Origin of the sequence: Streptomyces cadmiisoli, from assembly GCF_003261055.1 — a bacterium.
Taxonomy (GTDB): domain Bacteria; phylum Actinomycetota; class Actinomycetes; order Streptomycetales; family Streptomycetaceae; genus Streptomyces; species Streptomyces cadmiisoli.
In genome coordinates, this window is the sequence record NZ_CP030073.1 from 478,909 (window position 1) to 492,117 (window position 13,209).

General features: G+C 69.4%; 16 protein-coding genes. 11 read left to right on the forward strand and 5 right to left on the reverse strand.

Annotation, left to right across the window (positions count from 1 at the left end):
- The first annotated feature begins 1 nt into the window (after nucleotide 1).
- The 5 genes from DN051_RS02050 to DN051_RS02070 are packed head-to-tail and all read left to right on the forward strand — an operon-like array spanning nucleotide 2 to nucleotide 4,899.
- Complete coding sequence (locus DN051_RS02050; protein WP_112437759.1) at nucleotides 2–1,516, forward strand: ABC transporter substrate-binding protein; 1,515 nt, start codon at nucleotides 2–4, stop codon at nucleotides 1,514–1,516.
- Nucleotides 1,516–2,481 carry an ABC transporter permease gene (locus tag DN051_RS02055; RefSeq protein ID WP_112437760.1) on the forward strand — a complete coding sequence of 322 codons (966 nt, stop codon included), beginning with the start codon at nucleotides 1,516–1,518 and terminating at the stop codon, nucleotides 2,479–2,481. Before DN051_RS02050 ends, DN051_RS02055 begins: the two co-directional genes overlap by 1 nt.
- On the forward strand, nucleotides 2,478–3,341 hold the full coding sequence (locus tag DN051_RS02060) for an ABC transporter permease (RefSeq protein WP_112437761.1): 864 nt from the start codon (nucleotides 2,478–2,480) through the stop codon (nucleotides 3,339–3,341). The genes DN051_RS02055 and DN051_RS02060 overlap by 4 nt, the downstream gene beginning before the upstream one ends.
- Nucleotides 3,338–4,138, forward strand: coding sequence for an ATP-binding cassette domain-containing protein (locus DN051_RS02065; RefSeq protein ID WP_112437762.1), 801 nt, complete (start codon nucleotides 3,338–3,340; stop codon nucleotides 4,136–4,138). The genes DN051_RS02060 and DN051_RS02065 overlap by 4 nt, the downstream gene beginning before the upstream one ends.
- Nucleotides 4,135–4,899, forward strand: coding sequence for an ABC transporter ATP-binding protein (locus DN051_RS02070; protein WP_053762647.1), 765 nt, complete (start codon nucleotides 4,135–4,137; stop codon nucleotides 4,897–4,899). The genes DN051_RS02065 and DN051_RS02070 overlap by 4 nt, the downstream gene beginning before the upstream one ends.
- Nucleotides 4,900–4,961: 62 nt before the next feature.
- Here DN051_RS02070 and DN051_RS02075 read toward each other — a convergent pair whose 3' ends face one another.
- The gene (locus tag DN051_RS02075; protein WP_112437763.1) at nucleotides 4,962–5,915 is read right to left on the reverse strand and encodes a zinc-binding dehydrogenase; all 954 of its coding nucleotides are present in this window, start codon (nucleotides 5,913–5,915) and stop codon (nucleotides 4,962–4,964) included.
- A 77-nt stretch (nucleotides 5,916–5,992) separates the two neighbouring features.
- Between DN051_RS02075 and DN051_RS02080 the strand changes: the two genes are divergently transcribed.
- Both DN051_RS02080 and DN051_RS02085 read left to right on the forward strand, forming a co-directional pair.
- Nucleotides 5,993–6,391, forward strand: a complete 399-nt coding sequence (locus tag DN051_RS02080) for a winged helix-turn-helix transcriptional regulator (RefSeq protein WP_112437764.1) — start codon at nucleotides 5,993–5,995, stop codon at nucleotides 6,389–6,391.
- Between the two features lie 162 nt (nucleotides 6,392–6,553).
- Complete coding sequence (locus DN051_RS02085; protein WP_162624796.1) at nucleotides 6,554–7,048, forward strand: hypothetical protein; 495 nt, start codon at nucleotides 6,554–6,556, stop codon at nucleotides 7,046–7,048.
- A gap of 101 nt (nucleotides 7,049–7,149) precedes the next feature.
- Here DN051_RS02085 and DN051_RS02090 read toward each other — a convergent pair whose 3' ends face one another.
- Nucleotides 7,150–7,560 (reverse strand): cupin domain-containing protein, encoded by a 411-nt coding sequence (locus tag DN051_RS02090; RefSeq protein ID WP_112437766.1) that lies wholly within the window; start codon nucleotides 7,558–7,560, stop codon nucleotides 7,150–7,152.
- A gap of 278 nt (nucleotides 7,561–7,838) precedes the next feature.
- Between DN051_RS02090 and DN051_RS02095 the strand changes: the two genes are divergently transcribed.
- From DN051_RS02095 to DN051_RS02115, 4 genes are all read left to right on the forward strand, one after another.
- The gene (locus tag DN051_RS02095; RefSeq protein ID WP_112437767.1) at nucleotides 7,839–8,306 is read left to right on the forward strand and encodes a hypothetical protein; all 468 of its coding nucleotides are present in this window, start codon (nucleotides 7,839–7,841) and stop codon (nucleotides 8,304–8,306) included.
- A 403-nt stretch (nucleotides 8,307–8,709) separates the two neighbouring features.
- The gene (locus DN051_RS02105) at nucleotides 8,710–9,147 is read left to right on the forward strand and encodes a cupin domain-containing protein (RefSeq protein ID WP_112437768.1); all 438 of its coding nucleotides are present in this window, start codon (nucleotides 8,710–8,712) and stop codon (nucleotides 9,145–9,147) included.
- 196 nt (nucleotides 9,148–9,343) lie between these two features.
- The gene (locus DN051_RS02110) at nucleotides 9,344–10,093 is read left to right on the forward strand and encodes an SDR family oxidoreductase (RefSeq protein ID WP_112437769.1); all 750 of its coding nucleotides are present in this window, start codon (nucleotides 9,344–9,346) and stop codon (nucleotides 10,091–10,093) included.
- A gap of 188 nt (nucleotides 10,094–10,281) precedes the next feature.
- On the forward strand, nucleotides 10,282–10,698 hold the full coding sequence (locus DN051_RS02115; protein ID WP_112437770.1) for a hypothetical protein: 417 nt from the start codon (nucleotides 10,282–10,284) through the stop codon (nucleotides 10,696–10,698).
- A gap of 70 nt (nucleotides 10,699–10,768) precedes the next feature.
- Here the strand turns inward: DN051_RS02115 and DN051_RS02120 are convergent, their stop codons facing one another.
- The 3 genes from DN051_RS02120 to DN051_RS02130 form a co-directional block, all read right to left on the reverse strand.
- Complete coding sequence (locus DN051_RS02120) at nucleotides 10,769–11,101, reverse strand: WhiB family transcriptional regulator (RefSeq protein ID WP_112437771.1); 333 nt, start codon at nucleotides 11,099–11,101, stop codon at nucleotides 10,769–10,771.
- A gap of 195 nt (nucleotides 11,102–11,296) precedes the next feature.
- Nucleotides 11,297–12,358: a serine hydrolase domain-containing protein gene (locus DN051_RS02125; RefSeq protein WP_112437772.1), complete on the reverse strand. Its 1,062-nt coding sequence runs from the start codon at nucleotides 12,356–12,358 to the stop codon at nucleotides 11,297–11,299.
- Nucleotides 12,355–13,191: an IclR family transcriptional regulator gene (locus tag DN051_RS02130; RefSeq protein ID WP_053762637.1), complete on the reverse strand. Its 837-nt coding sequence runs from the start codon at nucleotides 13,189–13,191 to the stop codon at nucleotides 12,355–12,357. The genes DN051_RS02125 and DN051_RS02130 overlap by 4 nt, the downstream gene beginning before the upstream one ends.
- Nucleotides 13,192–13,209: the final 18 nt, after the last annotated feature.

The following is a 13,209-nucleotide window of genomic DNA, read 5'->3' on the forward strand; positions in this document are numbered from 1 at the left end:
CATGAGACTGAACAAGCCTGCCCTGTACACCGCCGCGACCACCGCCACCCTCGCGCTGGTCCTCACCGCCTGCGGCGGCTCCACGACCGGCGCCACCGGCGGCAGCTGGGACAAGAACGCCACCGTCGACATCGGCTCCCTGTACGAACCGCAGAACCTCGACAACACCGCGGGCGGCGGCCAGGGCGTCACCGAGGCCCTCAACGGCAACGTCTACGAAGGCCTTTTCCGTCTGACGGACGACGGCAAGGTCGAAAAGCTTCTCGCCCAGGACTACGAGACCAGCGCCGACGGCCTCACCTACACCTTCACCCTGCGCGACGGCGTCAAGTTCCACAGCGGCGAAGAGCTGACCAGCGCCGACGTCAAGTACAGCCTGGAGAAGGTCCTCGCCGACGATTCGCAGTCCGCCCGCAGGAGCAACCTGGAGGTCGTCAAGGACATCGCGACCCCCGACGCGCGCACCGTCGAGGTCACGCTGTCCAAGCGGTCGATCTCCTTCGTCTACAACCTCTCCTACGTCTGGATCATCAACTCCCAGGCGAAGGACCTGAAGACGACCGAGGACGGCACCGGCCCGTACACCCTCGGCAAGTGGACGCGCGGCTCCGCGCTGAGCCTGAACCGGTTCGCCGGCTACTGGGGCGAGGCAGCGGCGAACAAGGAGGTCGTCTTCCACTACTTCAAGGATGCCTCCGCCCTCAACAACGCCCTGCTCACCAACGCCGTCGACGTGGTCACCAGCGAGCAGTCGCCGGACGCCCTCGACCAGTTCAAGAGCAACCAGAACTACAAGGTCAACAGCGGCAACTCGACCACCAAACTGCTGCTCGCCTTCAACGACAAGGCCAAGCCCTTCACGGACGTCAAGGTGCGTCAGGCCGTGTCCGCCGCCATCGACGACAAGAAGCTGCTGGAATCCGTCTGGGGCGGCTACGGCAAGCTCATCGGCTCCATGGTTCCGCCCACCGACCCGTGGTACGAGGACCTCACCTCCGTGGACATCCACGACGTCACCAAGGCCAAGAAGCTGCTCGCCGAGGCCGGTTACGCCAAGGGCTTCTCCTTCACCCTCGACACCCCCAACTACGACCCGCACCCCACCGCCGCCGCCTTCATCAAGTCGCAGCTCGCCAAGGTCGGCATCACCGTCGAGATCAACACCATCACGCCCAACGAGTGGTACACGAAGGTCTACAAGAACCGCGACTTCACGGCCACGCTCCAGGAGCACGTCAACGACCGCGACCTGGTCTGGTACGGCAACCCCGACTTCTACTGGGGCTACGACAACAAGCAGGTCACACAGTGGGTCGAGCAGGCCGAGGAGGCCACCACGACCGCACGGCAGAACGAACTGCTGAAGAAGGTCAACCGCAAGACCGCCGAGGACGCGGCCAGCGACTGGCTGTACCTCTACCCGCAGATCGTGGTCGCCAGCACCAAGCTGTCCGGCTACCCGCTCAACGGCCTCAACTCCCAGTTCTACGCCTACGACATCAAGAAGACGGGCTGATGGGGCGCTACCTCCTGCGCCGTCTCACCTTTCTCGTGGTGTCGCTGGCCCTGGCCAGTGTGGTGCTGTTCGTCCTGCTGCGCCTCCTGCCCGGCGACCCGGCCAACGCGCTGACCTCGGTGGGCGCGAGCCCGGACCAGATCGCCGCGGCCCGCCACTCGATCGGATCCGACCGGCCGCTGCCCGAACAGTTCACCCGCTGGCTCGGGCAGCTGGTGCGGGGTGACCTCGGCACGTCCTTCGTCAGCTCCCTGCCGGTCGGTCCCGAAGTGACCGCCCGCCTGGACCTCACCCTCCCGCTGACGCTCGCCGCCTTCGTGCTGGCCGTCGTCATCGCGGTACCCGTCGGCTTCGTCGCTGCCCACAAGCGGCACACGTGGTACGGCGCTCTGCTCAGCGGCATCTCACAACTCGGCATGGCCGTACCGGTGTTCTGGCTCGGCATGATCCTCATCGCCCTGTTCGCGCTGAACGCCGGCTGGCTGCCCTCCGGCGGCTTCCCCCAGGACGGCTGGGACGCACCCGCCGAGGCCGTGCGCTCCCTCGTCCTGCCCGTGGTCACCATCGCCCTGGTGATGAGCGCCTCACTGACCCGGTACGTCCGCTCCGCCACCCTCGACGTCGTCAACAGCGACTACCTGCGAACCGCCCGCGCCCTCGGCGCCTCCCTCCCGGCCGCCATGTGGCGCCACGGTCTGCGCAACGCCTCCGTGCCGGTCGTCTCCGTCCTGGGCATCGAACTCGCCTCGACCCTGCTCGGCGCGGTCGTCGTGGAGTCCGTGTTCGCGCTGCCCGGCCTCGGCTCCATGCTCGCCACCGGCATCGCCCAGCACGACTACCCCGTGATCCAGGGAGTGCTGTTCGCCTCCACCCTCGCCGTTCTGCTGATCGGCTTCGTCGCCGACCTCGTCCAGCGGATCATCGACCCGCGGCTGCGCGACCGGCTCTCGGGAGTCGCCCGATGACCGCGACCGACGTCCTGCGCCAAGCGCAGACGCCCGCCAAGCGCAGACGCCGCTCGGTGGCCCTGCTCGCCGGCTGCACCCTCACCGGCCTGATCCTGCTGCTCGCCCTGGTCTCGCTGGTATGGCTGCCGTACGCCACCGACGACACCTCCGGCGGCCGGCTCACCGGGCCCGGCGACGGGCACCTGCTCGGCACCGACAAACTCGGACGGGATCTGTTCACGCAGTTGATGACGGGCTCGCGCATCGCTGTCGAGGCAGGACTCGGCTCGGTACTCATCGCCGCGCTGATCGGCGTCACCCTCGGAGTGCTCACCGCTTTCGCCCACGGCTGGCTCGACGACACCCTCGCGGCATTCCTCGACATCCTCATCGCCTTCCCGACCCTGCTGCTCGCGATGCTCGTCGTCGCCGCCCGTTCCGCCACACTCGGCTCGGCGGTCCTCGCGATCGGCCTGGCGCAGAGCACAGTGGTCGCACGGCTGATGCGGATCCTGGTCAAACGCGTCCTCGCACAGGACTACGTCACCGCCGCGCGCACCTCCGGCACCTCCTGGCCACGCATCGTCGCCGGGCACGTCCTGCCGAACATCTGGCCCACCCTCGTGGTCAACCTGGCCCTCCAGTTCGGCCTGGCCGTGCTGGCCGAGGCGGGCCTGTCCTACCTCGGACTCGGCGCGCCACCCCCGAACGCCTCGTGGGGCCGCATGCTGCAGGAAGCGCAGGCCACCTTCATGACCGCACCGGCCGGCGCCCTGGCCCCCGGCGTCCTGCTGGTCCTGCTCGTCGTCGGCGTCAACCTCATCGCCGACGGACTGCGCGACACCCTCGACCCGACGGCCCGGGGAAGGCGGACATGACCCTCCTCGACGTACGCGGCCTGACCGTGCGCACCGCCGGCGGACGCCCCCTGGTCGACGACCTGTCCTTCAGCGTCGAGGCGGGCGAACGCCTCGGCCTGATCGGCGAGTCCGGTTCGGGCAAATCCCTGACCACCCTCGCCCTGCTGGGCCTGCTACCGGACGGGATGACCGCCGAAGGGGGCGTGGAACTGGCCGGCACACAGATCATCGGCGCCACCGAGAAGCAGCTCAGAACAGTTCGCGGACACCGTGCCGCCGTCGTCTTCCAGGACCCGCTGACCGCCCTCGACCCACTGATGCGGGTGGGCCGCCAGATCGCCGAGCCCCTGGCCCGGCGTACCGGTCTCCGGGGCAAGCGACTGCGCACCGCGGTCGGTGAAGCCCTCGACCGGGTGCGGCTGCCCGAACCCGAACGGATCGCCCGCGCCTTCCCGCACGAGATCTCCGGCGGCCAGCGCCAGCGCGTCGCCCTCGCGATGGCCCTCGCCTGCCAACCCGACCTGCTCATAGCCGACGAGCCCACCACCGCACTCGACGTGTCGGTCCAGGCCGAGATGCTCGACCTGCTCGACACCCTCGTGCGCGAGCGGGGCATGGCCGTGCTGTTCGTCAGCCACGACCTCGCCGTCGTCGCGCGGGTGACCGACCACGCCCTCGTACTCAAGGACGGGCGGGCCGTCGAACAGGGCCCCGTCCTGGACGTCGTCGGCGCACCGAAGGCCGAATACACCAGGACGCTCGTCGCCGGCGCCCGCAGGCTGGAGGCCGCCCTGGACCTGAGGAGCACACGATGACCCCCGTACTGCAACTCACGGACGTGACCGTCCGCTACCGGGGCGCGGCCACCGACGTCGTACAGGGCGTGTCCCTGGCCGTCGAACCCGGACAGTCGCTGGCCCTCGTCGGCGAGTCCGGCGCCGGCAAGACCACCCTGCTGCGCCTCCTGCTCGGCCTCACCCGCCCCACCAGCGGCACAGTCCGCTTCGACGGCGAGCCGCTCACCCCGCGCGACCGGCGGCAGATGCGCACCTTCCGACGCAGTGTGCAGTGTGTGTTCCAGGACCCCTACTCCTCCCTGGACCCGCGGCGGCGCGTGGCCGCGATCGTCGCGGAGCCGCTGCGCTCCCTCGGCCTCGACAGCCGTAAGACCGCCGCGCCGAAGGTCGCCACCGCGTTGGAGCGCGTCGGCCTGCCCGCCGACACGGCTTCCCGCTACCCGCACGAGTTCTCGGGCGGCCAGCGGCAGCGCATCGCCATCGCCCGGGCGATCGTGTGCGACCCGCGCGTCCTGCTCGCCGACGAACCCGTCAGCGCGCTCGACCTCACAACCCGGGTCAAGGTCGTCGACCTGCTCGCCGAGCTGAAGCAGGAGCGTGACCTGACTTTGGTGATGGTCTCGCACGACCTGTCCGTCGTCGCCTCGCTGTGCGAGCGCACGGCGGTGCTGGAGCGCGGTCGCCTCGTCGAACAAGGCGCCACCGAGCAGGTGCTCGGCGCGCCGGAACACCCGTACACCCGACGGCTGATCGGCAGCGTGCCCCGCCTGCCCGTCTGACCTGAGCCTCGACGAGGCTCGTCCGAGCGAGAGCACCGCCCGCAGCGAAGCTTGTCGACGTCCTAACCCTGCGAGGGAAACGCCGCCGCACGCCGCTCACTGCGTGACACCTGAAGGACCGCCTTTCCGGACACCCGGCGCCCGTGGAGAGCTTCGGCGGCCTCGGCAAAGCGGTCCCAGGAGCCCTGCCAGCCGATCTCGACCGAGAGGGCACCCTCAGCGGCCAGCGCGGCGAGAACAGCCAGGTCCGGGCCGGCATCGCCCTCGATGACGAAGGACGTCAGCGACTTGGCCGGACCGATGGTCGCGTACGGCGGGAAGACCGCCGGCTCTCCGGAAGTCCAGCCGACGCTCTGCACACTGCCCCCGGGGACGAGCAGACTCCATGCCGCGACCAGTCGAGGGCCGCCGACGCTGTCGATGACGACATCGACGGGTTGCTCAAGTCCGTCCAGGCCGATCAGCACCTCGTCGGCGCCGATGTCGACCAGCCCTGCCCCGCGGGACGTCGAGCCCACGGACGCGATCACGTGGGCACCCGCCCGTGCCGCCAACTGGACGGCGAACCGGCCTACCCCGCCGGAGGCACCGGTGATCAACACTCGCTTGTCCGCCCCGAGCCCGGCGGCGCGCAGCGAGCGCAGCGCGGCCACTCCGGCAACCGGCAGCGCGACCGCCTTCGCCAGGTCCAAACCCTCGGGCACCTCGGCAAGCCCACCCACACCGATCGCGACGCGCTCAGCGAACGCCCCCGAGGCCAGGGCCACAACTCGGGTGCCCACCGCCGGGCCGGTTCCATCCGGGGCAGCCTGCACCACCACCCCGGCGGCATCCGATCCAAGCACCGCTCCCACGGGCACCCGACCGGAGCGAGCGTCGTTGAGGTCTCCGTGGTTCAGGGAGTTATGGGACACGTCCACCAGGACCTGGCCCGGTCCGGGCACGGGGTCGGGAACCTCGGCGAGGCGGACAGCGGCGGGTGCGGACGGATCGACGACGAGAGCACGAACGGACATGCTGTCCCCCTTGGTGCACGACCTGCAACAGCACCCATCATCGGTAACCTTGCTGCCACGCGGAAGGAGGCACATCCATGTCACGCAGTCACACTCATGTTGCGGATGCAGTGAGGGACGAAGCCTGCCCGGTCACCGAGGTACTCGACCGCGTGGCCGGGAAGTGGAGCATCGGGATCCTGATCGCCGCCGCCCACGGCCCGGTCCGCTTCACCGAACTCGAACGCGCCATCAACGGCATCAGCCGGCGCATGCTCACCCTCAACCTGCGTCGGCTGGAGCGGGACGGTCTGCTCATCCGCACCGTCCATCCGGCCGTGCCGCCCAAGGTCGAGTACAGCCTCACGCCCATGGCCCGAGAACTCCACACCTCGCTGACCGGACTGGTGGGCTGGGCCGAGCGCCACCGGTCCGCCGTCGCCGAGGCCCGCGCCGCCTACGACACCGCGGCGAAGCAGAAACCTGACACCGACTGAACCAGCCCGGACCGGATCCCGAGCCCCCAGCCATCAGCCTCTGCCCAGCAGGACACACACGACACCAAGTTCCAGAAGGACCTGACGGAGCACCAGAGGGAAGCGGGGGAAGTAGTGGCGGAATGCAGCAGGTCTCCGGGGGCGGCAAGCGCACTCCTGCTGGTGGCAGTCGTGGTCACCGGCTGTGCCGTCAGTCCCGTCGCCGACGTGAAGGCCGAGGCTTCAAAAGCCCTCGAGATACACACCGACACCGAACCGCTGGCCGAGCGCCTGCCGAAGCTCGGCCGGATCGTCTCGGCACACTGGCAGCAGGAGACTCCCGGCGGGGACAGCCGAGTTCCCGGGCCTACGGACTATCGCGTCAGCGCCCTCATGCGGCTCGCCCCCGGTTCGGTGGCCGACCTGACGGCGTCCACGCAGATGCAGCCGGCGACCGTCGGAACCGCGCCCCAAGGCATCTCCATACCGGCCGCACTCTCCGAGTTCGCACCGCCGGGCGCGCAGTGGGTCCACAGCGGAGTCCTCGACAAGAGCTTGGTGCGCGCCGACTCCGCACAGCTCTGCTTCGACCCGGCCTCGGACACCGTCTACCTCTCTGCCACCAATGTGGACCGGCCGATGGACGTCACGGTCCCGGCCGGTCCGGACGGCAATTAGGACTTGTCGCCGAGGCCGTTCGTCAGGCGACGTGCATCCCCGACCACGACTCGGGTGTGGCCCGGCTGCCGGGTCCCGTTGCCGGGACCCGGCCCGTGCCTCTACGGCTTGGTAGCCCGTAGATGCCGTCGCTCGGCCAGTTCGTCCGCGCTGACCAAGGTCAGAATCGGGGTACCCGGAGGCGCGAACATGGTCAACACCAGCTGGGACTGCGCGTCCGGAAGATTGTTGGCGCCCTGATAGTGGATCACATCGCCTCCGGGCTCGAAGAGAACGTCGCCGGCCTTGAGGACCCGGGGCAGTTGTCCCTCGAGCTCGAAGAGGATCTCGCCCTCGCTGACATAGCCGAAGATCGGCCCAGGGTGGCGGTGCGGCGGCGCGCCGGGATCACCGGGGGAAAGGGTGACGCGGATGCTCCTGGCCTCGGCATCAGCTGGAATCATCGCCGTTGCTTCCGGCCGGGTCGCGATCAGCTCAACACCAGGAGGTAGTTTTGCGTGCTCTGCGCTCATGTGTTCCTCCTCATAAGGACTACTCGCAGTAGAGACCGGACGGCCTCCCCGTCTGTGACAGGTCCACACCGACAACACGCGCCGCGCTGTGCCGCACTGGTGACGGGCAACCCCCTTGTATTCGGGTGGTGCCCGTGTCACAAAGCGCTGCCGGACCCTGTCTAGCTCTATGACGCGGACACGACTCGCCTTGAGCGCGGTTTGACGGAGCGTCAGCAGAATCGGGGATCGCCCGAACGCTCGGCCCGTGCCGGGTGCACACACCAACAGGAGCCCAGGTGCGCAGAGAGCTCATCTTCGCCACCCTCGCCGCCGCTGCGGTGAGTGGTGCGGCAGCGGCGCTGTACGCGGTGGCGTCGGACAGCACCGACCGGGACACCGGCACACCGCCCGGTGGGGACCTGCGGGTCGGCGGCGTTTGCTCGGCCGACTTCACGTTCTCCACCGAGGTCTCCTGCGGCCTGGTGGGCTTCGGTGACGTCCGCTTCCACTGCCGCGACGACGCAGACGCCGCACCCTGCCCCAGAACCCGGTCTGTCACGCTCGAGAACACGGGCAGCACCCGTGTCCGACTGGTCACGATCAGCGGTTCACGACCGGGCGAGCGGCACGAAGCGGTGTCGCAATCCCTGTTCCCTGGCGCCCGCACGATCGTCGACCCCCACGCAGGCGACACCTACCTCTACGACATCGTCCTGCGCACCCCCGGCGGCAGCGCGCGCGTGGAGATCACCGCCGTCTCATGACTGGGCGCCTTCCCCGTGCGGACGCCCGACCGGCATGAACACGAAGATCGCCGCCCACCCGCGCAACCTCACTCTCGCGACGTGACGAGAAGCCCCCGAACCAGGCCCTGACCAGCGAGAACACGCCCTGTGTGCGCGATGATCGCGCCGCCGGGGCCTCGGGCGTGGGCTGCGCGGCGTACCGGGAAGGGGCCGCGGCCCACGTTTCCTGCCGGGCAGCCGCCAGGGCGGCGCGCATCTCCACATCCAGTGGTCCAAGGTCCTTGTTGCGAGACCCGTGGTGTGAATGTGAGCCTGGAATCGGGATCACAGTCACCCTCGAGACAACTCGGTCCGTCCACCCAGAGAGCGACGAGGGACGCAAGATCGTTCGTACCGGGCGGATTTTGCGGAGGTGTGGTGCATGTCGGAGAGGAAATCAGCACACGGGGCCGGCGAGCACTCGTTGCCGCCCGAGGTCAAGGTGCTGCAGGACGTCAAGCCGCCCTTCCTGCCCGAGGGCGCCTCGGGCATGACCATTCTCGTCGAGTGGCCTCCCGGTCACCCTGGGGCCGCTCCGCACCGCCACTCGGGACCGGCGTTCGGCTACGTGATGGAGGGCGTCATCCGGTTCGAGCTGGAGGGTGAGCCGGAACGCGTGATCAAGGCGGGTGAGACGTTCTGGGAGCCGGGCGGGGACGTGATCCACTACCAGGACGGCAACGCCCTGTCGGACGCGCCGAGCACGTTCATCGTGACGATGCTGTGCGCGCCGGGCCAGCCGATGCTCATCTTCGTCGACGACGATGAGCTTGCGCAGCGAGCGCACTTGCGCGCCCCGCGTCCCACCACCTCGTCATAGCCGTTGCTACCAGGGTGGGCAGCATGAGCACGGCGGGTACGCAGCGAGGCCGGGCTTCACCTGACGCGCGACTCCCCGTCCGCGGACGGCACTGCCCCCCGGGTAGGGCGGCATGTGGATCTCAGGAGTTGATCGATCAGATCGGTGGTCTGCGCTGTCGCGGGATCCGTGCCGGCAACAAGCAAAGGAATCCACCATGAAGGTCGTAGTGATCGGCGGAACCGGGCTGATCGGCTCGAAGCTGGTCGGCCGACTGGCCGACCAGGGGCACGAGGCGATCGCGGCGTCGCCCAGCACCGGTGTGAACGCTTCGACAGGTGAGGGCCTGGCCGAGGTCCTTCAAGGAGCCTCGGTCGTCGTCGACGTGTCCAACGCGCCCTCCTGGGAGGAGGAGGCCGTCATGAGCTTCTTCCGCACCGGCACCACCAACCTGTTGAAGGCGGAGGCCGAGGCCGGTGTGCAGCATCATGTGGTCCTGTCCATCGTGGGCACTGAGCGGCTCCAGGAGAAGAACTCCTACATCCGGGCCAAGCACGTCCAGGAGAATCTGATCAAGACGTCCGGGATTCCGTATTCCATCGTCCGCGCCACGCAGTTCTTCGAGCTTCTGGGCATGCTGGCGGAAGCAGAGGCAAGGGACGACGGCGTGCACGTGGCCCCGGTGAAGATCCGGCCCATCCACGCCGACGACGTCGCCGCCGCCATCGCCTGCGTCGCGGTCGGCACGCCTGTCAACGGAACGATCGAGGTCGCCGGCCCCGAGGAGTTCCGGTTCGACGAACTCATCCGCGAGACCCTCTCCGCCAAGAATGACTCCCGCACGGTCGTTCCGGACCCCGGCGCAGGGTACTTCGGCGCCCCGCTGGAGGAGACCACGCTTCTGCCGGCCGCCGGCGCGGGCTTCGGGGAGAACCGGTACGCCGACTGGCTCGCGCAGCAGAAGTAGCTTCGTACGTGGCGATCATGACGCGTCCAGGGCAAGTTCGGCGTGCCGGAACGCGGGAGGCCCCGCCGACTTGGTGATCCTTTGTCGCGACAGTCCCCCATTCGCGTCATAGGAGCGTCATTCGCGGTCCCCAGCGCCGTCCCATGCCGGATGATGCTGCCTCGATCGCATCCATCTTGGGGGACACCATGCGCATCCGTGTCGCCGCAGCCACTCTCGTTGCCGTAGCCCTGCTCACGCTCACGGCCTGCCAACCTGCGGACGAGAACAGCTCCAGCAAGCCGGATTCAGCGAGCCAGGACACCAACGACCAGGCGCAGACGGACACCGAGACGTCCGACACCACCGACGCCGACGACACCGATCCCCGCGCCTCGGTCACCGGAACACTGCCCGATCTGAGGGGCAAGGACCTTCAGGCGGCCCAGGACGCCGCACAGGCCGCCGGCTTCTTCCTGCTCACCTCGTCCGACGCCACCGGCCAGGACCGCATGCAGATCCTCGACCGCAACTGGGTGGTCTGTTCCCAGACGCCGGGACCGGGCAAGCACCCGACGTCCACAACCGTCAACTTCGACTCGGTCAAGGACGGGGAGCCCTGCTGACCCAGCCTCGCCGACCGCCGAGACGGTCCGCAACGGCGGATCTCGCGCTGGTTCCGGCCGACCGGGATGTTCAGCCTGCCTCGGACGATCCCTCGTTCAACTCCCCCGGGTCCGTGGCCTGTCGGCCGTGCTCGGCGCGCGCGGTCTCCAACAGACGCCGCCAGGAGGTCACCGTCGGGCGGCGTCGCAGGAGCGCTCGCCGTTCCCGTTCGGTCATGCCGCCCCACACGCCGTGCTCGATACGCTGATCGAGGGCGTGGGCGAGGCATTCGGTGCGCACCGGGCAGCCGGTGCAGATGGCTTTGGCCCTGTTCTGGGCCGCGCCCACGGCGAACAGTTCGTCCGAATCAGCGGTTCTGCAGACCGCTTGCGTACCCCAGGTCTCCTGATCGTTGTTGACCACCCCGACGCCGTCCTCTCCCCGGTCCGGCCCGCCGCACTCCCCTGGGCGGGCGCAGTCCGCAAACGGTACGGCAACTACGCGGGGCAGGGGGCACCGTCATCCTGCGGCAAGCTCTTTCGGGTGAAAGGGCCTTGACGAGTGCGTCGGATCGCGGACGGGCTCGCTCGGCACGCTGACCGCCCCGTTCGTCCGCGCTCACGCGGGGGTTTCACCCCACGCCGACTGCGCAGGGCCGGGGCGAGTGGCGGCGTCGTGGAAGGCTCGGCGGACTCCGGCAATACCGTCGCCGACGCGCGTCGGATGGACTCGGTTGGTGAGCAGCACGGCGTAGCGCCCGGTGGGGGGATCCATCCACAGGCTCGTACCGGTGAAGCCGGTGTGCCCGTAGGAGTCGGGACCGAAGGCGTCGCCGACGGGAGATCCAGTCGGGTCCTGCCCTTGCCAGGCGAGGCAGCGCCGCAGTGCGAGACCGTCCGTGTGAGCGGCCGTCATCTGCGTGCAGGTGTCCGCGCTCAGCAGTCCACGACCGCCTGCGGCGAGCGCGGCGCCGAGCAATTCCATGTCCCTGAGCGTGGAGAACAGTCCCGCGTGCCCGCCCACACCGCCGAGTACGGCCGCGTTCTCGTCGTGGACCTCACCGACGATGAGCCGGTCGCGCCAGGGACAGTCCTCGGTGGCCACGGCCCGTGCGCGCCACCGTGCACCCGGGCGGAAGAAGGTGTGCTTCATTCCGAGCGGTTCGCAGACCAGGCGGTTCACCAGCGAGTCGAGGGGCTGTCCGCTGGCGGCCTCGGCGATCAGGCCGAGGACGATGAAGCCCTGCGAGGAGTACTCGACACGGGTGCCGGGCCGCGTGGTCACGGGAAGCAGGCGTACCGCGTCGAGCAGTGCCGAACGGGTGGGGTGGTCGCGGTACAGCGGCACCTGACCGGGGATGCCCGAGGTGTGGGTGAGGAGATGGCGTATCGTCAGGTCCTCTTTGTCGCCGCGGCGGTAGGTGGGCAGGTGCGTGCCGACGGTGTGGTCCAGGGTGATCACGCCGCGGTCCACCAGGGCCATGACGGCGAGTCCGACGATCGGTTTCGTCACCGACGCGAGGTCCCACAGGTCCGTGCCGTCCAGGTCCGGGCCGTTCCACGAGCGGGTTCCCGTCCAGCCGCGTTCCAGGGAGCCGTCCGCGTCGCCGACCGACCAGGCGGCGCCGGAGTAGATCCGGGCCTCGCGTCCGCGGGTGAGCACTCGGCGGGCGCCGCTCATTCCTGTTCACCCTTCGGCGCCGTGTGCATCAGGCTCAGCGAGGATGTCGGCGCGCCGAGGCCCGCGGAGACCGTGCGGGCGGCGGCGCGCACCATGGGCCCGAACACCTCCAGGCTGTCTGAGTCCATGGTGAATACCAGCCCGGAGACACCGATGGCGCCGACGACTTCGCCGTGGGCGTTCAGCACGGGTGCGGCCACCGACCGGACATCGGGCTCTTCGTACTCGTCCTCCACGGCGTATCCGCACAGCGCGGCCCGGGCCAGTTCGGCTCGCAGCGCGGCGGGCTCGGTGAGGGTGTGGGGTGTGCGGGCCACCAGGTCGGACGCGTGCAGCGCCGCGGAGGCTTCTTCCGGTGGCAGCGCGGAGAGCATGGCGAGCCCCACTCCGCTGGCGTACAGGGGCGAACGGCGGCCGGGCCGTGCGGCCATCCGGTACTCGCGGGCCGGTTCGGACTGCTCCAGGTACACCGCGTCGGCGTCGTGCCGGACGGCGTAGAACGCGATGTGGCCGGTGCGCCGTCGCAGGTCGTCGAGGACGGGGCGGGCGAGCGCGAGGGCGGTGCTGTCGCTCAGGGCCGCGGCCGCCAGGCCCAGCAGGCGCGGTCCGGCGCGGTAACTGCCACCTTCCGTGGGTTCGGCGAAGCCGTGTTCCGCCATGGTGCGCAGATGGCGGTGGACGGTGGGCTTGGTCAGTCCTGTCCGTCGGGCGATCTCGCCCAGGCGATGGGGGCCGCCGGGCTGGACGAGTGCTTCGAGCACCTCGATCGCCTTCTCGACGGGCCCCTTGGCGGGCTCTTGGTCGACCGATCGGGTGTTGACCGCTTTCACCATGTCGCTTAGCTTAACCCA